Consider the following 21,950-nt stretch of genomic DNA (forward strand, 5'->3'; position numbering starts at 1 on the left):
GGGCAACTCTGGAGTACCCCTGCGCCATACTGGTCCCGACGGACGCGTCCGTCGCTTCGTCGCCGTCGCTGCGACCTCCCACCACTGCACTCTGCACACGGAGGCCTGCCATGGCGCACACACTCGATCGATCCGTCCCCGTCGACGACCGGATCGGCATCCACGACCTCGAGTTCCGCGAAGCCGGCGATGTCGCCCGATTCGCCGAACTCGCACCGCTGCTCACCGGTGAGGCGAACTGCGAGAGCTGGCACCTCGATCGGGACGGTCACTTCGCCTGCGGCACCAACGGCACGGCTCTCGACTCGCTGCGCGACTGGGCGATGGACCCCGAGCGACTCGTCCGGACGTTCCTCGAGTTCCGCAGGCAGGGCACGTGCACCCCCGACTGGGTGATCGTCGACGAACGGCCACCGCGCCGACCGTGCGAGGACCCGTCGCCGAACGAGGCCGACGTGCGGCACTTCATGCGTCTGCGCCGTCAACTCGAGGTGGCCGGAATCCGTCTGATGGACGCGGTGATCTTCGACGGTGGTTCGCAGTGGTGGTCGATGTGCGAGCTGCTCACCGGAACGACCGTCTGGAACGACCGCCCGTTCCCCACCCTCGACCTCCCTCGCCTCCGCCCGGTGGCCTGACACGGACGCCTCATGCGAAGCGCCTCACCCGACGCGTCGACACCCGAAGCGTCGATGAGGTGGCGACCCACGGGTTGCGATGGACGCGGCGGGCGGATCGCTTGGAGCCGTCCGACCAGAGCGGCCTACGGTTGGACGCATGCGCATCTGGAGACTGAACGAACTCGGTGACCCGATCGACCAACTCCGGTTGGTCGAGGAGGACGCACCGACGCCCGGCCCCGGTGAGGTGCTGATCGACGTCGAAGCGGTGGGTCTCGCATTCCCCGACGTGTTGCAGTGTCGAGGGATGTACCAGGTCAAGACGGGCCCCGGTCACACGCCCGGCGGTGAGTCGTGCGGCCGTGTCGCCGCGCTCGGCGACGGCGTGACGAACGTGGAGGTCGGTCAACGCGTCGCCTTCCTCGGGTCCGGCGGACTGGCCGAACAGGTCACCCACCACGCGGGCGCGGTGTTCCCCGTGCCCGACGGCGTGTCGGCGGCCACGGCGGCAGCGATCCCGATCAACTACTGCACCACGCTGTACGCACTCCACGACCGCGCACGGCTCCAGGCCGGTGAGTCGGTGCTCATCACGGGCGCGGCCGGAGGAACCGGAACAGCCGCCATCCAACTCGCGAAGGCGGCCGGAGCCACGACCATCGCCGTCGCCGGCGGACAGACCAAGGTCGACCTCCTCACCGAACTCGGCGCCGACGTGGTGATCGACCACAACGAGACCCCCGACTGGGTCGACGCGGTGCGCGAGGCGTCGGGCGGCGGAGTCGACGTCGCCTACGACCCGGTCGGGGGCGACACCTTCCACCAGGTGCGGCGATGCATGGGGTGGGACGGTCGGCTCCTGGTGATCGGCTTCGTGGCCGGGATCCCCGAAGTGAAGACCAACCATGCGCTGCTCAAGAGCTATTCGATCGTCGGCGTGCACTGGGGAGCGTCGCTCGCCAAGTTCCCCGCATCGATCGGCGAGCAGATGACGACGCTGCTCGACATGGCTGCGGCCGGCACGATCGATCCGCCGCTCTACCCGCCGTTCGCCTTCGAGGATGCCGCCCAGGCGCTGCAGGACATCGCCGACCGCAAGGTCCACGGCAAGGCCGTCGTCACCCTCTGACCGCTCAGATCGTGCGGGCGCGCTGACCGGTCGGCAGCAGAGGGTCGGCAGCAGGGGGTTGGCGGGGTGGCCTTCTACGCTGGGCGGATGCGCCTCGCCGACCTGACGATCTTCACCGAACCCCAACAGGGAGCCACCTACGACGACCTGTTGGCCGTGGCCCAGCGCGCCGAACGGCTCGGTTTCGGAGCGTTCTTCCGCTCGGACCACTACCTGGCCATGGGCGACAGCGACGGCCTCCCCGGCCCGACCGATGCCTGGATCACGCTCGGTGCGCTGGCTCGCGAGACCACGACGATCCGGCTCGGCACGCTCGTCACCTCGGCGACGTTCCGGCTGCCCGGTCCGCTCGCCATCTCCGTCGCACAGGTCGATCAGATGTCGAACGGTCGGATCGAACTCGGTCTCGGGGCCGGCTGGTTCACCGAGGAGCACGATGCGTATGGCATCCCGTTCCCCGGGCTCGGCGAACGCTTCGACCGCCTCGAGGAGCAACTCGAGGTGATCACGGGCCTGTGGTCGACCCCGTCCGGCGAGACGTTCTCCCACGACGGACCGTACTATCCGATCACCGACTCCCCGGCGCTCCCCAAGCCCGTCCAGTCGCCGATGCCGATCGTCGTCGGCGGAGGTGGACCCAAGCGGACACCCGCACTCGCAGCCCGGTTCGCAACGGAGTTCAACACGCCGTTCGTGTCGCTCGACTTCTTCGTCGAACAGACCGATCGTGTGCGTTCCGCCTGTGAGGCGGTCGGTCGCGATCCGGCCTCGCTCACCTATTCGGCGGCTCTGGTCGTGTGCGTCGGGCAGGACGAAGCCGAATTCGTCACACGGGCTGCGGCGATCGGCCGGGAGCCCGACGAACTGCGTGAGAACGGGGCCGCGGGCACGCCGGATCAACTGCGTGCGACCGTGGAGCGGTGGAGAGCGGCCGGTGCGCAGCGTCTGCACCTCCAGGTCCTCGACCTCGCCGACCTCGACCACCTGGACCTCATCGCCGCGACCCTCGCCTGACCGGCCGGGTGACGGCCCGGCTCAGCGCTCGCTGAGACACTCGGGTTCGGGGGCGAGGAGGTCGTCGATGATGCGCCGGTTCAGGTCGAACGTGCCGGGGACGAGGTCACCGTTGCTCTGCGTCGACCCGGGCCACGTGTGCGGTCCGTCGGCCACGGCGATCAGCTCGGTGCACGCATCGCACCCGGATGCGCGGTATCGGTCGACGAATCCGGTGACGGGGACGGCGACGTCGACGTCTGCGCACCCGCGTGACATGGCCACCCGTTCGAACCACTCGAGTTGCGGGAGCAGGCCATTGCCGCCCTCGAAGACCGCGAGCTCGTCGAGAAGCCCGACGACGGCCACCAATGTCGCCGTGGTGTCCACGTCGGTGCCGCACCGGTCCAGCACGCCGTCGTCGACGGCGGGGACCACCATCACGGCCGACCGGAAGCGGCCGGCGAGTCGCGCATCGCACAGTGCGGCGAGCGTCATCCCCCCGCCGTTGGACTCACCGGTGATCACGACGCGGTCGCGATCGACGCAGCCGGTCGCCTCGAGGACAGCGAGCATGTCGGCGAGCGCAGCGACGTCGTCGCCGGCCGTGGTCGCGAATGCCCGCGCCCCGCTGTTCCACCCGAATCCACCGATCGGCGTCGGCGTTCCCAACGGGTAGGCCACCGCGATGCCCGCGACGTTCGCCGACTCGGTCAGGTCGGCGACCCGCTCGATTCCGACACGGGTGTTCGTGAACCCGTGGAGCACCACGATCGTGGGTGCCGGCCCGCTCAGGCCGTCGGCTCGGAACGACACCCGTCGCCCCGACGCGGTCGTGAGTTCGGGCTCGACGGATTCGCACGATGGTTCCGTCGTGCCGACCGCCCGATCGGCCGGCCCGTCCGTGGTCGCCGGAGTCCCGACCGAGGAGCTCGGTCCGTTCCCGACGACCTGCGTGGCCGGCACGGAACCGACCGGGCCGCTCGAACCGTCGGCTGCATCGGATCGCCCGTTGCATCCGACGGCCACGATCGCAGCGACGACGACAGCGGTCAGCCCTCGACGATCCATCGGATGGATGCCCCCTCGCCGAACCGCGCCGGGACGCGAGAAGACGCAGCGACATCGGGGCCGAACCGGCCCGTCACGTGCTGGTGGTGATCGCAGCCGTTGCACCGCATCGATGTGTCCGTCCCTTCCTTCCGCGGCGATCTGCCGCTGTCACTCGCGAGCTTCGGCGATGGCACCGTCGTCCACGACGACCACCTCGGTGCCGGCGAGCATGTCGCAGGATTCTGACACCGCGTCGGCTGGCGGACCACGACGCACGGCGCATGTCGTCGTCGACACGTTGCAGGAGTCGCAGCAGGACGGTCCGGTACTTGCGCTCCACCGGTGAACCGAGCAGAATCCGCCGGTGGTGACGCCGATGTCGCTGCCGAGAAGAGGAGTCGGGATGGGAGCGGGATCTACGCCAGCGGGTTGGTACCCCGACGTCGAGCGACCGGGCGGCGAGCGCTACTGGGACGGTTGGTTGTGGACCGACGAACGCCGCAGCGCCTCGGGTGCGGCGTCGAGCTTCCCGTCGGCGCAACCCGAGTCACCTCCGTCGGTGCCGGGCCTGCAACCCGGCGGCTTCGGACATCCGGCCTCGGGCTTCGACCAGCAGATCCCCACGTACGGAGGTCAACAGCCCCCCGCCTACGGTGCGGCACCGGGCGGTGCCTACGGTCAGCAACCCGCGTACGGTTCACCTCCCGGCTACACGCCGTACGGTGCCGTCGGACCGTCTCACCCGAGGAGTTCGGCGCCCGGTTGGGCGCTCGGCCTGTCGATCTCCGGACTCGTTCTCACCTTCTGCTGCTTCGGGTTCGTCCTGTCGATTCCTGGAACGATCATGGGCTGGACGTCGATGAAGGCGATCGACCGTGGCGAGCAGGATCCGAGCCAGCGAGGGATGGCAAAGGCCGCGTTCATCGTCGGACTGATCGGGCTCTCACTGTTCGCACTGGCCATCCTCTACTACGTCGTCGTGATCGCTGCGTCGGCGTGACGTGATGGACCCGACCCTGGTGCTCCCCGACGGTCGTCGCGTCGAGATCGACGGCGACCTCGTGCTCGGCCGTGCCCCCATCGCCCCCGAATCGTCGCCGTCGGCGCGATCGATCAGCCTCTCGGCCGCCACGATCTCCAAGACCCACGTGTTGATCGGTCACGACGCCGACGGCGTCTGGCTGGTCGACCTGAACTCGTCGAACGGAACCGAGGTGGTCGATGCCGTCGGAACCAGCGAGTCGGCCGTTCCGGGGCAACGACTCGCGGTGCCGCCGGGATCGCACATCCGAGTGGGGACCGGCACGATCATCACCGTCGAGACCGCCGTCGGCTCCTCGCGCGACCCGATCGACGACGACCTCGATCGCACGGTCTCCGTCCGGCCACACGTCCCCGGCCCGACGCCCGAGCCCGATGATCCCCCCGTCGTCCCTGCGGCCCGACCCGGTGGCACCGTCGACTGGTCCTCCGTCACCGATCCCGATCCTGCCCCCGTGGCGGTCGCGGAGCCAGCGGTCCCGTCGTGGGCATCGCAACAGCCACCGTCCGCTCAGCCACCGTCCGCTCAGCCGCCGTCGTCCCCGGTGCAACCGGCGTTCACCTCGCAGCCGCCCCCGCCGGTGGAGCCGCCGCCTCCCTCGCAGCCGCCCCCGCCGGTGGCTCCCGTCACCGCCTACCTGGACCGAGCGGCTCCTCAGCCGACGGCCTTCGACGGCGGTCCGCTCCCGGTCGGGGCGCCCGCCGGCTCTCCTCATGGCGGCTTCCCTCATGGTGGCTTCCCTCCGTCGGCTGCGCCTCGGTCAGGCTTCCCGTCCGCGACGTTCCCCTCGTCGGCGTCGGCGTCGGCATCGGCGCCCGCATCGGCTGGTGGCCGCAGTTCGGCGCACGTGATCGGCGCGATCGTCATCGCCGTCTGGAGCGCCGTCGTGTTCCTGGAGATCCGCGAATGGATCCCCGACTCGCTCGTCCGAGCGATCGACGGTCGCGTGATCGACTTCTTCCTCGCTCCCGGCCGAGACGAACTCCGTTTCCAGGAGTACTTCTCGTTGATCACCCTGCCCGACGGTCTCGGGTTCCTCTCGTGGGCGGCCGAGATCGGGCCACTCGTCGCCGTCGCCGGTGCGATCGCAGCGCTCGTCGTCCCGCGCTCCACCGTGCGTTGGATCGTCGTGGCGCTCGTGGCGATCCCCACCGTCCTGAACATCGGAGTGCTGGTGTCGCTCGGCTTCATCGAGTTCTCGATCCTCACCGACAACATCGATCGGTTCGTGCCCTGGTTCGTCCTGCCGTTCGTCGGATCCCTCCTGCTGCTCTGGCCCTCTCGTCGCAGCGCTGCCGGACCCTCGCCGCAGCCGGGCGTGTTCTATGATTTGGAGCAACCATCCGCACCCTGGCCGCCCGGCCCCGGAGCGTCTCCGTTCTCATGACCGTCATCGACGCAGACCACGACCACGACGGCTCCGGAGCCCACGCGCCCCGCCCCGACGCAGCGTCTGCAGGGTCGTGGTTCTCCTCGCTCGTCACGTCGCCGTGGCGGTTCGTTCTCCTCGCCGTGGCGGGGGTCTGGGCGGTCGACGCAGGGGGGACCGACGACGGTGCCGGCCTGTGCATCTTCCGACGCTGCACCGGTGGCTACTGCCCGGGATGCGGGGTGACCCGTTCTGCTCGTCACCTCACCCGTGGCCAGTTCGCAGCGTCGTGGCAGGACCACCCGATCATCCCGCTGATCGCGGTCCAGGCCGCTGTCGCCGCGGGTCTGTTCGCCGTGGTGCGTCCACTGCGGTCCCGGCTGGCGCCTCCGACGACGATCGTCGTCGCGGCGGCCGTCAACGGCACCCTTCTCGTGGTCATCTGGGCCGTTCGCCTCGCCAACGGATCGATCCCTCGCTTCTTCTGATGGACGTCTGCTGATGGACGACGCGGTCGCGGGGACCGAGGGTGTGGCTCGAGGAGACGTCGTCCGACCGGTCGGGCCTCGCCCCGGCGACGCCGGCGGACGCCCGACGTTCTCCTGGGGTGCGGGCACCCACGTCGGTGGCGTCCGCGACCACAACGAAGACGCCTACTTCGTCAGCCCCGACGTGTGCGTCGTCGCCGACGGGATGGGTGGCCACCAGGCCGGTGAGGTGGCGAGCCACCTCGTCACCCAGATCGTGGCCGACGTGTTCGGAACACACCGACTCGACGTGTCCGAACTGCCTCGCTTCGTGTCGGCGCTCAATGCTGCGGTGCTCCGCAAGGGTGCCGCGAACAACACCCGGGGCATGGGCACCACGGTGGTCGGTGTCGCGGTGGCCGACAACGGTGACGCTCCGTCTGCCGTCGTGTTCCACGTCGGCGACTCTCGCTGTTACCGGCTGTGCAACGGCGTGATGAAGCAACTGACGAGCGACCACTCGCACGTCGAGGAACTGGTCCAGGCGGGACGGATCACCGCCCAGGAGGCGGCGACGCATCCGTTGCGCAACGTGATCACCCGTGCCCTCGGTGCCGACGTGTCGGTGCAGGCCGACTTCCACGTGCTCGACGACGAGGACTGTCGGATCCTGCTGTGCTCCGACGGGCTGTCCGGCGAGATCGACGACGATCGCATCTGGGATCTGCTCACGTCGCACACCGACCCCACGGCCGCTGCGGTGGCGCTCATCGACGCGGTCCTCGAAGGTCCGGCGCGCGACAACGTCACGGCGATCGTCGTCGACGTGGCGTTCCCCGAGGTCGACCTGACGAGGTCCACCGCCGTGAATCCGATCCCGGTGATGACCGACGCCGCTGCCGGTGGAGCAGCCGACGATCACACGGCCGACGTGACGGCAGACGTCACCGCCGAGTTCGACGTCGGCGTCACGGCCGAACCGATCGCAGCCGACGCCGACGTCACTGCGGAACCCGTTGCGCCGGGTGCCGCCGTCACCGCCGAATTCGCCGCAGTGGGCGCCGATGCGGGTGGCCGGACGCAGGCCGAGCTTCGACCCACCGCCGATCAGCTCGAGTGGGCCACCTCGGACGAGCACGCGGCCGCCGCCGTGCAGTCGGCGGTCGAGGCAGGTGCCGACCCCACCGACGAGATCATGATCCTGCGGCCGTGGGCCGCACCCGATGCGCTCGATCGCAGATCCGAATCGGATGATCGCACATCGACGCCGCACGGTGCGGCAGCATGGGTGTCGCCCGACGCCGACCGCGCCGATCCGCCCCCCGCCACCGACCAGGAGACAGGCCATGCCCGCCAACACGACCACTGACGCCAGCAGCCCAGACGACGCCCACCCCGACGCCGGTGTCGGCGACGACGGCGCTGCCGACGACGCGGAGTCCCCGCTCGCGTGGGGCACGACGGCGTTCGATCCGGGCGGCGACGTCGGACTCGTGGCGCGCCACACGATCGGTCTCATCGAGCGTGACAATCCCTCGACCCGTGAGCGGCTCTGGGGGCTGGTCTCGCAGGACGCGCCGCTCGACGACATCCTCGACGAACTGTCGTCGACGGGGCTCAAGGCGCTCCCCGACTTCGGACTGGCCCAGGTGGAGGGTTCGGCGATCCGTGTCGTTGCTCGCGGACGGACGATCATCTCGGCGGAACTGTCCTCGGGCTCGACCCACGAGATCGACCCGTCGGGCGTGCGCACCTGGATCGAGGAACTGGTCGACGACGTGTCGGCGATCACGATCTCATTGGCGGCGTCCGAGGGCGACCCTGCCGCCGAGGCAGGATCGTTCGCCGTGCTCGCCGGTTCGGTGCCGGCCAGTTCGCTGACCCGTCGCTACGACGCGCCCGACGACCATGCCGAATTCGCCGAATCGGGTGCGGGCTGGGTGGCCGGCGGTACCGACGCAGCGATGTCCGAGCCCGGACCCGCACCGGTCGAGGACGTGGAGGAAGAACTGTCCCCGGCACCCGTGGTCGAACTCGAGATGCTCTCCGACATCGACGAGCCCGCCGGCGCTGCCGCCACGGACTCGATGACGGACGACGCCGCGGACCACGGATCCTCCGGCGCAGCGGGCGCAGGCGGGTCCGGAGCAGGGGACGAGGTGGAGGCACCGTCGGGTGACTCGTGGTTCGAGGACCAGGCCGGCGCGGCGTCGTCGGTCGTTCCGCCGCAACCCGCGATGCCCGACGAGCCGATCGACCAGCGCGGGCCAGTCGCACCGGTCGACATCACGGCCGATCCGGTCCCGGGCGATCCCCAGCCGGCCGATCCGCAGCCGGCATCGCCGCAGCCACCACCCCCGGGAGGACCGTCGGGCCCGCCGATCGGCCCCGGCGCCGGTGGCCCACCGCCCGACGCCACGGTGATCGTGGGACCCGGCGACGGCCCGTCGCGTGGGCCGGCCAGTTCGATCTTCGACGACGACTTCGACGAACACGCGGCAGGCAGCGTCACGGGCGCATCGCCGGGCGACCACGACGGGATGACCGTGGGTCGCTCCGAACTCGACGATCTCCAGGCCGAGGCAGGGCACACCGCCGTGCCCGCAGGAGCCGCGACCGTCCACGGGGTCCTCGTGTTCTCGAACGGTGAGCGTGTCGACGTCGACCGTCCGATCCTCATCGGCCGCAACCCGAAGGTGGCCGGAGCGGTCGAAGGCGGGCTGCCGCACATCATGAAGTTCGACGGCCCGGGCCAGGGGCTGTCGCGCACGCACGCCGAGGTGCGGGTGGAGGGCGGCGAGGTGCTGGTCGAGGACCTGCAGTCGACGAACGGCACCGAGGTGCAGCTGCCGGGTCAGCAGCGCCGTCGCCTGCGCGGCGGTGAACCGGTGGTCATCGTGCCCGGCACGCTCATCGACTTCGGCGACGAACTGAACTGCACCCTCGAATCGGCGAGTTGACCCGTCCGTGGGTCTGATCGTCGAGTTCGCGGGGACCGAAACGGTCCCCGCGTCCGGCGAGACCTTCGTGATCGGGCGTGAAGGCGACCTCGTCGTCGACGACAACAGGTTCCTGCACCGGCAGTTCCTCACGCTCTCCGATGCGACGGGGGTGTGGTTGCTCGCGAACGTCGGCCACCAGCTCGCCGCAACGGTGTCCGACCCACTCGGTCGCCTCGAAGCCTTCCTCGGCCCCGGCGCCGTTCTCCCGATCGTCTTCGAGACGACGGTGGTGCGTTTCACCGCCGGGCCGACGACGTACGAGCTCCTGTTGCGTCACGACGAGCCGGCATTCCGTGCGAGCCCACTCGACATTCAGGCGGTGGTCGACCCTGGTGGCGAGACCACGATCGGGCGGATCGTGCTGACCCTCGACCAGCGCCTGCTGATCCTGGCGCTCGCCGAAGCGGGTCTGACCTCGGGAGGTGGAGCGTCGGCCGTGCTGCCGACGTCCGGGCAGGCCGCCCGGCGGCTCGGGTGGACGGTCACCAAGTTCAACCGCAAGCTCGACAACGTCTGCGACAAGCTGAGCAAACTCGGCGTCCGCGGTCTCCAGGGCGACGTGGGACGTCTCGCCTCCAACCGCAGAGCCCGGCTCGTCGAGTACTCACTGGCGGTCCGCCTCGTCACCCGCGAGGACCTCGTCGTCCTCGACGAGGCCACGGTCGTCGACGTCCGAGAGCCGGGCTGAATTCGTGGATCCGACCATGACGGCACCGGTCGAGTCCGTCGATGTGTGAGCTCTGCCTGCCCCCGATGACCCGTCGTCGGGCATTGGCGCTCGCCGGTGCAGCCACCGCGGTCGCGCTCCTCGGCAGACCCGACCCGACGGCGGCCGCCCGCTCGTTCCAGACGGAGTTCGGTGTGAACGTGGAGCCGCGGGCGACGTGGGCCGGAGACAGCAGGCCGTACCTCGGCGACCCGCGGACCGAGGACGTCCGCTTCCTGCTGGTGCACCACACGGCGGGTCCGAGCGAGGGTGACCCGATCCAGCTCATCCGCGAGGTCCACGACTTCCACACGAGTTCGGAGAAGGGGTGGCCCGACGTGGCCTACAACTTCTTCGTCGAACCCGGAGGGCGCGTGTTCGAGGGACGCACCGGCAGCCTCCAGCAGGCCGTCGAGGTGTCGGCCACCGGCGGCAACCAGGGTTTTGCACAACTGGTCTGCCTGCTCGGCGACTTCACGGACCGCAACCCGTCCGACGCGCAACTGGCGTCGCTGAACGGCACGCTCGCCTGGCTCGCGAACCGCTATGGGCTCGACACGTCACCGGGAGCCACGGCGACGTTCACGTCGCGTGGCTCCAACAAGTGGCCTGCGGGCACGCAGGTCACCGCCGACATCGTCTCGGGGCATCGTGAGATGAGTTCGACGGCGTGCCCCGGCGACACCTTCCACCCGTACCTCAAGGAGCGGGTCCAGGCCGAGGTCCACGCGCTGCGCGGCAACCCGCAAGCCCCCGCCCCGCAGCCGTCGACGGCGACGTCGGTCGCCCCGCTCCCCGCATCGACGCAGGCTCCGCCGCCCGCTCCGACAGCGCCGACCACCGCTGCTCGATCGACGGAGGTGACTGCGCCCGACGTGTCGACCACGGCCCCGGCTCCGTCGAGCACCGTCACGTTGCCGGCCAGCTCATCGACCACGACCACGACCACGACCACGGTTCCGGCCTCGACCGCGCCGCCCACGGTGGCCGCCGGGCCCGTGATCTCACCACCGGCACCACGGGCCGACGAGTCGGCCGTCGTGGCACCTCGACCGGTCGCCGCCGCCGACGCACGCAGTTCGTCCAACGCCGCAGTGTGGGCACTCGGCGCCGGGGGAGTCACGGTTGCCGTCGCCGCAGGCGTGTACGTCGCGATTCGCGGCCACGGAGACGACGCCCGGGCGGCGACCCCGCTCGCAGCCCCTCCCGACGGAGGCGACTCCACGGGGTAGTGCCCGGACCGGGGCGAACGCTCTCGGGGTGTGGCGGGGAACAGTCCCCGGAACGTGACATCGTCCCGCCCGATCTCGTAGGTTTGCATCCTTGGTGAGAGCAGACGCATCGCGCGCGTGCCCTCCGGGCGGAACCGGAGCGGATCGAACGGGCCTGGACGCGCCCGTCGGAACGAACGGCGTGTCGCGATGAGCCTGCACATCGACGGGTTCACGGACGTGACGCCGCTGGCCGGGGGTGGCTTCGGTTCGGTCTACAAGGCCACGCGCGCGTCGACGGGTGGGGTGGTCGCGCTCAAGGTGCTCGATCGAGCGCACGGCGACGACGACGACCTGCTCGAGCGACGTCTCCGCCGCGAGATCGCCGCGCTGGTGGCACTCAAGGGCCACCCCAACGTGGTCCAGGTCGAGCAGGTCGTGAGCACGGCGAACGGTCCGGCGATCGTGATGGAGTTCATGAGTCGAGGGTCGGTCCTCGACTCCGACGAGGCGGGCAACACCACTGCGGCGCGCGTCGCGTTCATCGGCGCCGCCACCGCGTCGGGGCTCCAGGCGGCTCACGACGTCGGGATCGTCCACCGTGACGTGAAGCCGCAGAACGTGCTGGTCAACAGTTTCGGGCAGGTCAAGCTGTGCGACTTCGGCATCGCGGCGATCCAACGGTCGGCGGAGTTCCAGACCCACACCACGGCGTTGTCGGTGCGTTACGCGAGCCCCGAGGAACTCGACAACGATCCCGACATCGGATCACCCACCGACGTCTACTCGCTCGGCGCCTCGATGTTCCACATGCTCTACGGCGAGCCACCGTCGTTCCGTGGTGGGCGTGGCGCCGATCCGAACCTCACCCGCGACAACCGAGGAAAGGATGCGGTCGCCGACAAGGTGGCCGACATCATCGAACGTTGTCTGGCCGAGGACCCGAAGCAACGCCCGACCGCCAACGACTGCTTCGGGTTGCTGTCCGACGTGACCGGCCCCGGGTCGCAGAGGATCGAGGAGGACCGCGAATCGCCGATCGCGGCCCGGCGACGCCGTCGACGCGAGGCCCACGGCGACGACGTCACCGCCGAACGTCCCAGCAAGGACCGTCGCCCGTCGCGCCCGCCGTCGTCCCAGGCGCCCTCGGGCTCACCGTCACAACCACCGCCACCGAATCCGGCGGACAGGAGCGGCGATTCCCGTCCGTCGCAGCCGCCACCACCATCGGTCGACTCCTCCGGCCAGCGCTCGGGTCAGGTGTCGGGACCTCCCAAGCCGCTGCCGCCGACATCGAACGAGAGGTGGTGGACATGAGCCAGACCGCAACCGGGAGGTCGAGTCGGTGGCCGACCGGCACCGAGTACGCCGCGTCGGTCCAGCAGCCGAGCACCTCGTTCTCCGATCCCGAGTTGCAGACCGGGCGACTCACGCTGACCCCGCTCGGCATCCCGGCGTCGGCGAGCGGACAGAACGCCATCGCCTTCCACATGCAGGCCGCCGACCGTCCGGTCGCGGTGCGCTGCCTGCTCAGCGCGAACGACGACGGACGCCTCCGCTACCGGGCGCTCGAGGAGCACGTCGAGGCCTACCACGTGCCCGCGGTCGTGGCGGCGACCTGGCTCGACGAGGGAGTCCGGGTACACGGGCAGTGGTGGCCCGTGGTGGTCATGCCGTGGGTGTCGGGTGACCCGTTGCACATCGCCATCGAGGACCGCCTCGACGACCCGGCGCGCCTCTCGCGGCTGGCCGACCGGTGGCTCGACCTGGTCGAGATCCTGCAGGACAAGGAGTTCGCGCACGGCGACTACCAGCACGGCAACGTCCTGCTCACCGACGACGACGTCTTCGAGCTGGTCGACCTGGACGGCATCTGGGTGCCCGACATGGGTGTGGGTCCGCCCAACGAGTACGGCCATCCGAACTACCAGCACGTCAACCGGTCCGACACGGACTGGGGCCCGTACGTCGACACCTTCTCGGCGCTCGTGATCGCTCTGTCGATGCTCGCCCTCTCGAACGACCAGAGCCTGTCGCGCTTCATGACCGGCGAGAACCTGTTGTTCGTCAAGACCGACTTCGAGGAGCCCGACACCGCCGAGGTGTGGAAGGCGCTGGCGAAGTCGTCGAGCGACGAGGTCGTCGACCTGACCGGCCGACTGCACGCCTTCGCCCGGGCGGGCCGACCACCTGCGATGTCGGTACGCGAAGCGCTCGACGCATCGTTCGACCCGTCCGCCCTGGGCGCCGAGCCCGACTCGGCGCAGTCGCCGACCGTCACGGGTGGCCTCCCGGTCACGGCCGCCACCAACGAGTGGTGGAACGCCGGAGGACCCACCTCGACACCGCCCGGGCCGTCGATCGGTCCGCCCGCCGGCGCCGACAGCTACTGGAAGGGCGGGACCGACACCGGGATCGCCGCATCTCAGCCGCCCACGCCGGGGGCACCGGGACCTGTGGCCGTTCGTCCGGGACCCGCTGCGCCTTCTCCGTCGGCACCAGGAGTCTCGAACGGCGGCCCGCCGCCCCAGGCCGGTCTCGCGAGCCAGGTACGCCAACCGGCACCGTCGGGGCCACCCGGCGTGATCTCTCCTGCCGCAGCGCGCGCCAGCGCACCACGTCGGTCGGGACTCGCGAAGATCACCGGTCAGCCGGTGCTCGCCGGGCTCGTGAGCGGCGCGGTCGCCGGGCTCGTCGGGTCGATCCTCGGCGGGATCCTGCAAGCGATCAGCACCGAGGCACAACTCGACGGCGGGCTGTTCGTCGGCATGATCGCCGCCATGCTCGGTGGCATGGTCCACTCGTGGCCGGCGCTCAACCTCTCGAACTACACCCTCGCGCTCCGTCGGTTCCTCATCGGCGCCGCCGTCGGCCTCGTGGCGGGCATCGTGGCCGTGTTCGTCGCCGACGTCATGACCCGGGCCACGTTGAGCGTCGGCGACACCCGCAACGCCGTGCTCGTCGCGTACGTCTGGGCGCTCACCGCTGCGCTCGTCGGGTTGGCGATCGGACTCCTGCGATCGCCGAAGGCAGCCGCCTACGCATTCTCGGGTGGCGCCATCGCCGGGTTCGTCGGCGGTCTGGTCCACGGTGCCACGAGTGCCGAATTCGAGAACCGGGCACTCAAGGTGAACGGCTTCGACGGTCAGGTGCTGCTGATCGCCAGCTTCGTGGCGATGTTGATCGGCGTGCTCGTCGCCGTCGCCATCCGCACCGCCCGCAACGGATCGCTCACCGTGATCGAAGGGCCCGGTCAGGGCACGGTGATCGACTTCCACACGAACAAGGTCACCCTCGGTGGGAGCAGCAGCGACACGCTCGTCGTCAAGGGCCGCGACCTCGCGAGCAGGGCGGTCCAGATGGACATCGGCGACCATCACGCCGAGGTCACGTCCGACATCTCGGTCCTCGTCGACGGTGCTCTCCAACCTCGACGATTCGCCATGTATTCAGGTCAGGTGATGGCCGTTGCGGGCGTCTTCATCCGGCTCGAGATCAAGTCCGAATCCGGCCAAGGAGTCCGCCCATGAACCCCCAGCGTCTCGTTGCTGCGCTCGCCGCACTCGCGATCGGCTTCGGCGTCACGCTCGTCGGTGTCGGCGTCGCGGACGACGAGACCGTCGTCGTGACCGAGGTCGAACCGACCGATGCCGACGTGACCCAGCCGAGTCGCGACGGCGACGGCCCGGAGCAGGAGGCCGAGCCGGCTCAGGAACCCGGTGCGGCCGAGGTCGACGAGCCGGTGCCGTCAGGGGAGGAGGAGGACGAGGGCGACGTGGACAACGATCCGACCAGTTCGACCTGCAACGACCTGATCGAGAGCGGGGCGAGTGCAGAGGAACTGGCCGACGCGGGGTGTTCCGAGAGCGCCCCGGTGACCGTTCCCACCACGGCGTCGGCGCCGTGCGCCATCGTCCTGGAGATCGTCACCGTCGATGAACGCGTGCTCGTGCTCACCGACGGCTTCGGACAGGACGCCTCCGACGAGTACTTCGTGTCGGGAGCGTCGACGGCCATCATCGACGCGCCGTTCGTCGACGAGGTGATCCCTCGACTCGCCGCGAGGACCGACGATCCCGATGTCTTCCTCGACTGCGACGACGACGTGGAGTTCGAGGACGTCCAGGGTGATTCGGTCCTCGCCGAACTCGAGTCGTTCGACCGGACGTCCGGGGGTGGCGGTCCGGTGGACGGTGGCTTCGAGGACGGAGGCGAATCGTCGGACCGACGCAGTCAGGCCCCGTGTGACGTCGACTTCAGCGATCTCGTCTCGGTCGTGTCCGACGAGGAATTCGAGAACGAAGGCGGGATCAGCGCCGACATCGGCCGGGAGATCGGAGACGGAGCCACGGCGTTCGACAGCTACATCGAGTTCCTGTCGGCGATCCTCGACGAGCGGTCGCCGGCGGCGCCGAGTCCCGGCTGGTTCGACAACCTCACGCTGGTCACGACCGCCGATCGGTTCGCGGACGTGGACTGCGACCGCTTCGACGAGCGGTACGAGGCTCTCGCCGATCTCTTCGACCAGGTGCGCAGCGACGACGACTACCGACGGGCACTCGGATCGGCCGTGTGCCTGTTCGGCGAGTTCTCGACCCGGAATCGAGCCGGACAACCGTTGAGCAACTCGATCTTCACCTTCCTCTCACAGACCGGTTCGGTCGGAGGCTGCCAGATCGACCCGACCATGACGATCACGGAGAACTGACCCATGTACACACAGCGAGTCGACCGGGCGACGCCCAGTTGTCTGATCTTCCTGGTCGACCAGTCGGCCTCGATGTACGACCCCATGGCGGGCACCGACACACCCAAGTCGGTGGTCGTGGCCGAGCAGTTGAACTCGACGGTGATGGAACTGATCCAGCGCTGCTCGAAGTCGCACACGGAGCCGCCGCGCCCGTACTTCGCCGTGTCGGTCGTGGGGTACCGCACCGATCACGCGGCGAACGCCGTGGTCGAGGCCTGCATCAACGTCCCGGGCCAGCAGGGTGATCTGGCGTGGACCACCGACCTCGCGCAGCACCCGTTGCGGATCGAGGAACGCACCCGCCAGACGAGCGACGGTCCGCTGTCCTACCGCATGCCGATCTGGGTCGAACCGCTCAACGAGGGCGGGACGCCGATGTGTGCCGCGATGGACCGTGCCGGGCGCATCGCCCACTCCTGGATCCAGACCTACCCGCAGAGCTTCCCGCCGATCGTCATCAACCTCACCGACGGGGAGTCGACCGACGGCGACGCCGCCACGTGGGCCGAGCGGCTCAAGAAGTTGAGCTCCGACGACGGGCCGCTGCTGATGTTCAACATCATGCTCGCCACGGGCAGCGTGCTCGCTCCTGCGATGTTCCCGAACGACATCAACCAACTCCCCGACCGCTTCGCACGTCAGTTGTTCACGATGTCGAGCGAACTCCCCGAGTTCATGCGGGCCGCTGCCGTCCGTCAGGGCTACCAGGCCGAACCGGGAGCACGCGGGATGTCGATGAACGCCGACTTCCGAGCCGTCGTGTCGTTCCTCAACGTCGGCACCTCCGTCGGGCACCTGCTGCGATGAACGCCACCGAACCCTCCGCAGCGGGCGACGACCGGATCGGCAAGCTGGTCCTGAGCGGGGCGATCGCCGCGATCGTCGTCGCGGTCGCCGCCGTCAGCGACGTCGGACTCGTCTGGATCGTGGTGGCGGCGGTCGCGGCCTGTGCGGCGTTCTGGCTGCTCGACGCGACGATGTCGCCCCGACGCGATCACCGCCTCGGCCTCGCCCCCGGTGCCGGCTCCGGGCCGTTGCCGCAGACGACCTCGGAATCGCTGCCCCCGCCGCGCGGGGTCGAACCGCCGAGAGTCGGTGAGCCGGTGCAACAGAACGCCACGGCGGCCCCGGTCGAGAAGCACATCGCGACGTTGGACCCGGCGTTGTTCGATCCGAGGAGTGTCGAGATCAAGACCAGTTCCCAGGGCAAGAGTCGCGTCTTCTCGATTCGCATCGCGAAACACGGCAACAGCATCGACGAGTGCGAGGACGCCGTCGCGGTCGACCCCCGACGAGGTGTGCTCGCCGTGGCGGACGGAGCGTCGTCGTCGTTCGGGGCGGTGTCCTGGGCCGACACGCTCGCGAAGCAGTTCGTCTCGACCCCGCCCAAACCGCTGTCGGTCGGTTCGTTCTCCGAGTGGCTGGGTGAGGCTCGCGGTGCCACGCCCGAGCCGGTGCGCCGCGAGTCCGACGACCCGAACGGGTGGTGGAGCGAGCAGGGTGCGCGTCAGGGCGCCTTCTCGACGGTCGTGGGTGCGGCGATCATGAGCGATGGCGGATCGAGGGTTGCCACGGTGATGTGTCTCGGCGACTCCTGTGCCTTCGTGCTGACCGGTCCGTCGGGTGACCGGGTCGTGCGTCGATCGCTCCCGTACGAGGATGCCGAGCAGTTCGGATCCCACCCGTCACTGCTCGGCTCCATGGCCGACCGTCAGCACGACGAACCCACGTGGACCACCATCCCGACCGCCCCCGGTGATCTGCTGGTGCTCGCGAGCGATGCGGTGTCGGAGTGGTTGCTGGGCGACCCGAAGCGCTTCCAACTCCTGGACGGCACCGAGCCCGACGCCATCGCGACCCGGCTGATCTCCGAGCGAACCGACGGCAGGATGGTCAACGACGACCTCACCCTCGCCGTGCTCGAGTTGGCCTCGTAGGGCGGGGATGAAGGCAGGAACCATCGGCGTCACCGCGGTCGCCGTGGCGCTCGTCGCCGGTGGCCTGTTCTTCGGCGTCGCCGGGATGACGGGGGACGGCGACACGGCCGACTCGATCCCGCTGGCCACCCTCCCACCGAGCACGGTGGCGCCACCCGATCCCGCGGTCGTCGACAGCCAGCCGGTGCAGCCGCCGTCGACCGCCACCTCCCCCGAGGACGACGAGACGCTGCCGGTGCCCAACGTCATCGGCGTCAACCAGGCGACCGCCGAAGCGCGCCTCGTGAACTTCGCTGTCGACGTCACCACCGTCATCGCGACCGACGCTGAGTTCTTCGACGAGGTGATCGAGCAGAGTCCGGCTCAGGCCGAGCGGCTGCCTGCCGGTGGGACGGTCTTCCTCACCGTGTCGTTGCAACCGAGGCCCGAGACCATGCCCGCCGACCCGTTCCCGGTCGGCGAGGTCACCGCGAGCGACCTGAGTGGGCTCGAGCCGGGTGACTGCGCCAACTACACCGTCGTCGACGAGATCCTCGTCTACGAACCGGTGGACTGCGACGAGTTCCACGACGCCCAGCTGATCGCCAGATTCGACCTCCAGGACGCTCCGGCCGAGTACGACCAGCTCGCCATCGACGACCTGCTGTTCGACCAGTGCCTCGCGCCGTACCGTGACTTCCTCGGCGTCGACCTCGTCGACTCCGACCTGAGGTTGCGGACCATCCGACCCAACGACGTCCGCTACGCGAGCGAGGGGGAGCGGACCTCGGAGTGCCTGGTGTTCCCGGCGGACGCCGTCCGCATCCGCGGCTCCGCCGAGGACACGCTGTGGTGAGCGGTCGGGAGCAGGTGTCGATCGGCGTGGTGACGGTCGGTTGACGGTGGGAGGGGAGGATGCCGGCAGGACCGCAGGTCGTCTCGGGGAGACGTCCCCGTGGGATGTGACGGGTTCGATGCACGGGAACAGATAGAAACGGCGCATGCGACCCCACCGGACGAGCGAAAGGACCACGACGTGACCACGACCGATGAGGCAGGCGAACTGATCGCGACACTGCGAATCGTTGGGCACCCGGACCACGAGATGTTCGGGCCGGTGACGATCGGCCGGGACCCTCGAGCCGACGACGGCGCCACGATCGAGGTCGACGGAGATCCGCTCGTGTCCAAGTCGCACCTGAGCATCGACCTCGACCAGTCCGACCTGATCATCACCGACCTCGGTTCGTCGAACGGCACGTTCCTGCACCACGCCGCCGGGGAGACGGCGGTCCCGAGTGACCGGTGGATCCCGATTCCGACAGGCGCCGAGATCGAGTTCGGCGACCAACGCATGACCATCGAACGTGCCGTTTCCTTCGCGGAGCCGGAGCAGGTGGCCAGTCCGGCGTCGTCGCCGACCTCCACGACTCCGGACACGACGTCGGACACGACGTCGGACCCGGAGGCAGACGACGGTCACGCCGCCGACGATCTCGCGGACGGTGCGGCGACGATCGAACACCTGGCGCCGGCGGATCGGACGGTCGCACCGGTCGCGGGGAGCTCCTGGTCCGACCAGGTCGAGGCAGCGCCCGCTGCCGCTCCGGCCGATCCGCCCGCGCCCGCAGCGGTCGTCGCCGATGGCGCTCCGTGCACGCAGTGCCACCGCGTCCTTCCACCCGGGTCGAAGTTCTGCGACGGCTGTGGCGCTCCGGTCATGCCGGAACCCGCCGGCCACGCCCCGGGGCCGACGAACGGCGCGAGTGACGACGGCGTCGATGCCGGGAGGACCGTCGTGATCCCCCCCGGTGGCTTCGTCCCGGGCCCCGGTCCGGCCGCTGCGGCGCCCCTCGGTCCTCCCGCCCAGCCCGCTGCCCCGTACGGCGGACCCGTCGCCGGACACACGCCGCAGGGTCCGCCCCCCGGCCAGTACGGTCAGTCGCCCCCTCCGCCCGGTTCGGTCGGTCCGGCGCCGGCGTACCTCGGAGCTCCCGGACAGCACGCCGGCGCGCCCGTGTTCGTCGATCCGAGCGCTGCAGCGTCGTCGAAGGGCGGCGCCGGCAAGAAGGTCCTGCTCGGCGTCGGGGCACTCGTCGTGGTCGGCCTGATCGGTGTTGCCCTCGTGAGCGTGCTGGGCGGTGGCGACGACTCCGCAGGTGGGACCGGTTTCGAACTCGCTCCGGTGCCCACGGACATCGACGAGTTGTGGTCGACCGACGTCGCCGACGCCGCCGGGACGCCCGGAATCGGTGACACCTCCGTCTACGTCGGTTCGAACACCGACACCACCACGACGCTCACGAGCCTCGACCGTGAGAACGGTGACGAGCGCTGGGAGGTCGACTTCGACGAGTCGGGATTCGTGACGTTCGTCGGCGAGTACGGCGATGTCGCGGTCGTCTCGGCCTGCACCTTCGGCGACGACGGTCTGACGAGTTGCGATGCGGTCGGACTCGACCGCTCCGAAGGCGACGAACTGTGGAGGGAGTCGATCGGTGAGGGCACCGCCTTCGCCGGCGACGGCGGCGTGACGGTCGTCGCGCAGGACGGCCTGAGCGTGCTCGACCCCGAGACCGGCGAGCGTCTCGAACGAGTGCGCGGCACCGTCCAGACCGGCGATCGCAACGGTTTCCTGGTCGGTGACGATCAGGAGATCGGGGTGTACGACGAGGACCTGCAGCCGGTGTTCGGACCGGTCGACGTCGACGACGAAGCGACGGCGGCCGTCTACGACGGCGATCGACTGCTGGTCGCGATCGGCGACGAGATCGAGTACCTCGATGCGTCGGGCGAGTCGTCCCCCGGACCGCGCCTCGACGGCGACGTCACCCGACTCGTGTCCGTCGACTCCTCGACGCTGGTCGCGGAACTGGGTGACGAGGTCGTGGTCTACGACCTCGATGGCGAGGACGCCGTCGAGCGCTGGTCCGAGCGGGGCTCGCTCGGCCAGGTGCTCGACCCCGACGGAGGTGTCGTCGTGATCGTCGACACCGGCAGCGACACGCTGGTCCTCGATCTCGAATCCGGCGACGACCGGTTCGACATCGACGCCCAGAGCGTGGTCGTCCCGGCGTCGAACGCCCTCGTGGCCTTCGAGGGTCCGAGCGCGGAGCAGGTCACCGCCTACGAGTGGACCACGGGCGACGAGTTCTGGAGCGAGGGTGTCGGTGGGCTCGCAACGGTCGGCGAGATCGTGGTCGTGATCGAAGCGGACGGGGATGTCGTCGCCTACGGATGACGGCGGCCACCCGTCCAGGCTGCTCGTCGTGGGCGTCCCCGTGGCGTGGGTCGTGTGCGGGGTGGCGTTGTTGTCCACGTCGATGACCCGCTGGTTCCGACGCGGGCCGGGCTCGCGGTTCGCGGGACTCGAACTCGCCGACAACATCCGTTCGGGCGTGCTCTCGCCGAGTTGGGGAGTGTGGGTCGCCGCCGGCGTCTACGCCCTCGTCGGCCTCGGCGGCGGGTTCATCGCGACCGCGGCAGTGACGCGTCCGGCGGTCCTGGTGGTCCGTGCTTCGATGGCGACGGTGTGTCTGATGGGGTTCTGGCTGCTCGGTCGCGTGATCCCACCATCCAACTGGTCGTCAGGACCTACGATTGCAACGTTCGTCTTCGCTTCCGCCGTCGCACTGTCGGCGGTCCAACTCGTGAACATCGTGAGGAAATGACATGTCGTCGTGCCAACACTG

The 21,950-nt window shown here is 69.7% G+C and carries 19 protein-coding genes; 18 read left to right on the top strand and 1 reads right to left on the bottom strand.

Going from position 1 to position 21,950, the window contains the following annotated elements; genetic code table 11:
- Positions 1-110 precede the first annotated feature (110 nt).
- The 3 genes from ABJK40_RS01365 to ABJK40_RS01375 all read left to right on the top strand — a co-directional run bounded on the left by ABJK40_RS01365 (position 111) and on the right by ABJK40_RS01375 (position 2,763).
- The gene (locus ABJK40_RS01365; RefSeq protein WP_348478669.1) at positions 111-638 is read left to right on the top strand and encodes a hypothetical protein; all 528 of its coding nucleotides are present in this window, start codon (positions 111-113) and stop codon (positions 636-638) included.
- A gap of 139 nt (positions 639-777) precedes the next feature.
- Complete coding sequence (locus ABJK40_RS01370; protein WP_348478667.1) at positions 778-1,749, top strand: NADPH:quinone oxidoreductase family protein; 972 nt, start codon at positions 778-780, stop codon at positions 1,747-1,749.
- 87 nt (positions 1,750-1,836) lie between these two features.
- Complete coding sequence (locus ABJK40_RS01375; protein ID WP_348478760.1) at positions 1,837-2,763, top strand: LLM class F420-dependent oxidoreductase; 927 nt, start codon at positions 1,837-1,839, stop codon at positions 2,761-2,763.
- Between the two features lie 21 nt (positions 2,764-2,784).
- On the opposite strand, the gene ABJK40_RS01380 is transcribed toward ABJK40_RS01375, so the two are convergent.
- Entirely contained in the window at positions 2,785-3,813 is a 1,029-nt protein-coding gene (locus ABJK40_RS01380) for a prolyl oligopeptidase family serine peptidase (protein WP_348478665.1), read from the bottom strand.
- Between the two features lie 385 nt (positions 3,814-4,198).
- Here ABJK40_RS01380 and ABJK40_RS01385 point away from each other — a divergent pair, with 385 nt between their 5' ends.
- The 15 genes from ABJK40_RS01385 (at position 4,199) to ABJK40_RS01455 (ending at position 21,929) form a co-directional block, all read left to right on the top strand.
- Positions 4,199-4,795: a DUF2510 domain-containing protein gene (locus ABJK40_RS01385; RefSeq protein WP_348478664.1), complete on the top strand. Its 597-nt coding sequence runs from the start codon at positions 4,199-4,201 to the stop codon at positions 4,793-4,795.
- 4 nt (positions 4,796-4,799) lie between these two features.
- Positions 4,800-6,224 (top strand): FHA domain-containing protein, encoded by a 1,425-nt coding sequence (locus ABJK40_RS01390; protein WP_348478663.1) that lies wholly within the window; start codon positions 4,800-4,802, stop codon positions 6,222-6,224.
- Complete coding sequence (locus ABJK40_RS01395) at positions 6,221-6,694, top strand: DUF2752 domain-containing protein (protein ID WP_348478661.1); 474 nt, start codon at positions 6,221-6,223, stop codon at positions 6,692-6,694. Before ABJK40_RS01390 ends, ABJK40_RS01395 begins: the two co-directional genes overlap by 4 nt.
- Before the next feature lie 13 nt (positions 6,695-6,707).
- Complete coding sequence (locus ABJK40_RS01400) at positions 6,708-8,042, top strand: protein phosphatase 2C domain-containing protein (RefSeq protein WP_348478660.1); 1,335 nt, start codon at positions 6,708-6,710, stop codon at positions 8,040-8,042.
- Positions 8,020-9,633 carry an FHA domain-containing protein gene (locus tag ABJK40_RS01405; RefSeq protein ID WP_348478659.1) on the top strand — a complete coding sequence of 538 codons (1,614 nt, stop codon included), beginning with the start codon at positions 8,020-8,022 and terminating at the stop codon, positions 9,631-9,633. Before ABJK40_RS01400 ends, ABJK40_RS01405 begins: the two co-directional genes overlap by 23 nt.
- A gap of 7 nt (positions 9,634-9,640) precedes the next feature.
- Positions 9,641-10,363 carry a hypothetical protein gene (locus tag ABJK40_RS01410; RefSeq protein ID WP_348478658.1) on the top strand — a complete coding sequence of 241 codons (723 nt, stop codon included), beginning with the start codon at positions 9,641-9,643 and terminating at the stop codon, positions 10,361-10,363.
- A gap of 41 nt (positions 10,364-10,404) precedes the next feature.
- Positions 10,405-11,613 carry an N-acetylmuramoyl-L-alanine amidase gene (locus ABJK40_RS01415; RefSeq protein WP_348510124.1) on the top strand — a complete coding sequence of 403 codons (1,209 nt, stop codon included), beginning with the start codon at positions 10,405-10,407 and terminating at the stop codon, positions 11,611-11,613.
- 189 nt (positions 11,614-11,802) lie between these two features.
- The gene (locus ABJK40_RS01420; RefSeq protein WP_348478655.1) at positions 11,803-12,909 is read left to right on the top strand and encodes a serine/threonine-protein kinase; all 1,107 of its coding nucleotides are present in this window, start codon (positions 11,803-11,805) and stop codon (positions 12,907-12,909) included.
- Positions 12,906-15,122 (top strand): hypothetical protein, encoded by a 2,217-nt coding sequence (locus ABJK40_RS01425; protein WP_348478654.1) that lies wholly within the window; start codon positions 12,906-12,908, stop codon positions 15,120-15,122. The genes ABJK40_RS01420 and ABJK40_RS01425 overlap by 4 nt, the downstream gene beginning before the upstream one ends.
- Positions 15,119-16,300, top strand: a complete 1,182-nt coding sequence (locus ABJK40_RS01430; RefSeq protein ID WP_348478653.1) for a hypothetical protein — start codon at positions 15,119-15,121, stop codon at positions 16,298-16,300. The genes ABJK40_RS01425 and ABJK40_RS01430 overlap by 4 nt, the downstream gene beginning before the upstream one ends.
- A 3-nt stretch (positions 16,301-16,303) precedes the next feature.
- Entirely contained in the window at positions 16,304-17,149 is an 846-nt protein-coding gene (locus ABJK40_RS01435; protein WP_348478652.1) for a vWA domain-containing protein, read from the top strand.
- Complete coding sequence (locus ABJK40_RS01440) at positions 17,146-18,279, top strand: hypothetical protein (RefSeq protein ID WP_348478651.1); 1,134 nt, start codon at positions 17,146-17,148, stop codon at positions 18,277-18,279. Before ABJK40_RS01435 ends, ABJK40_RS01440 begins: the two co-directional genes overlap by 4 nt.
- Before the next feature lie 7 nt (positions 18,280-18,286).
- Entirely contained in the window at positions 18,287-19,114 is an 828-nt protein-coding gene (locus ABJK40_RS01445; protein ID WP_348478650.1) for a PASTA domain-containing protein, read from the top strand.
- Between the two features lie 180 nt (positions 19,115-19,294).
- Entirely contained in the window at positions 19,295-21,499 is a 2,205-nt protein-coding gene (locus ABJK40_RS01450; protein WP_348478649.1) for an FHA domain-containing protein, read from the top strand.
- Positions 21,480-21,929: a hypothetical protein gene (locus ABJK40_RS01455; RefSeq protein ID WP_348510125.1), complete on the top strand. Its 450-nt coding sequence runs from the start codon at positions 21,480-21,482 to the stop codon at positions 21,927-21,929. Before ABJK40_RS01450 ends, ABJK40_RS01455 begins: the two co-directional genes overlap by 20 nt.
- The last annotated feature ends 21 nt before the right edge of the window (positions 21,930-21,950 follow it).

Origin of the sequence: Ilumatobacter sp. (genome assembly GCF_039969435.1) — a bacterium.
Taxonomy (GTDB): domain Bacteria; phylum Actinomycetota; class Acidimicrobiia; order Acidimicrobiales; family Ilumatobacteraceae; genus Ilumatobacter_A.

Bases quoted from the DNA above. Each gene is read 5' to 3' on its own strand.
- ABJK40_RS01455 (WP_348510125.1), top strand. From the start codon at position 21,480: ATGTCGTCGCCTACGGATGACGGCGGCCACCCGTCCAGGCTGCTCGTC.
- ABJK40_RS01435 (WP_348478652.1), top strand. From the start codon at position 16,304: ATGTACACACAGCGAGTCGACCGGGCGACGCCCAGTTGTCTGATCTTC.
- ABJK40_RS01375 (WP_348478760.1), top strand. From the start codon at position 1,837: ATGCGCCTCGCCGACCTGACGATCTTCACCGAACCCCAACAGGGAGCC.
- ABJK40_RS01425 (WP_348478654.1), top strand. From the start codon at position 12,906: ATGAGCCAGACCGCAACCGGGAGGTCGAGTCGGTGGCCGACCGGCACC.
- ABJK40_RS01385 (WP_348478664.1), top strand. From the start codon at position 4,199: ATGGGAGCGGGATCTACGCCAGCGGGTTGGTACCCCGACGTCGAGCGA.
- ABJK40_RS01415 (WP_348510124.1), top strand. From the start codon at position 10,405: ATGTGTGAGCTCTGCCTGCCCCCGATGACCCGTCGTCGGGCATTGGCG.
- ABJK40_RS01440 (WP_348478651.1), top strand. From the start codon at position 17,146: ATGAACGCCACCGAACCCTCCGCAGCGGGCGACGACCGGATCGGCAAG.
- ABJK40_RS01370 (WP_348478667.1), top strand. From the start codon at position 778: ATGCGCATCTGGAGACTGAACGAACTCGGTGACCCGATCGACCAACTC.
- ABJK40_RS01380 (WP_348478665.1), bottom strand. From the start codon at position 3,813: ATGGATCGTCGAGGGCTGACCGCTGTCGTCGTCGCTGCGATCGTGGCC.
- ABJK40_RS01395 (WP_348478661.1), top strand. From the start codon at position 6,221: ATGACCGTCATCGACGCAGACCACGACCACGACGGCTCCGGAGCCCAC.
- ABJK40_RS01430 (WP_348478653.1), top strand. From the start codon at position 15,119: ATGAACCCCCAGCGTCTCGTTGCTGCGCTCGCCGCACTCGCGATCGGC.
- ABJK40_RS01400 (WP_348478660.1), top strand. From the start codon at position 6,708: ATGGACGACGCGGTCGCGGGGACCGAGGGTGTGGCTCGAGGAGACGTC.
- ABJK40_RS01365 (WP_348478669.1), top strand. From the start codon at position 111: ATGGCGCACACACTCGATCGATCCGTCCCCGTCGACGACCGGATCGGC.
- ABJK40_RS01420 (WP_348478655.1), top strand. From the start codon at position 11,803: ATGAGCCTGCACATCGACGGGTTCACGGACGTGACGCCGCTGGCCGGG.
- ABJK40_RS01390 (WP_348478663.1), top strand. From the start codon at position 4,800: ATGGACCCGACCCTGGTGCTCCCCGACGGTCGTCGCGTCGAGATCGAC.
- ABJK40_RS01405 (WP_348478659.1), top strand. From the start codon at position 8,020: ATGCCCGCCAACACGACCACTGACGCCAGCAGCCCAGACGACGCCCAC.
- ABJK40_RS01445 (WP_348478650.1), top strand. From the start codon at position 18,287: ATGAAGGCAGGAACCATCGGCGTCACCGCGGTCGCCGTGGCGCTCGTC.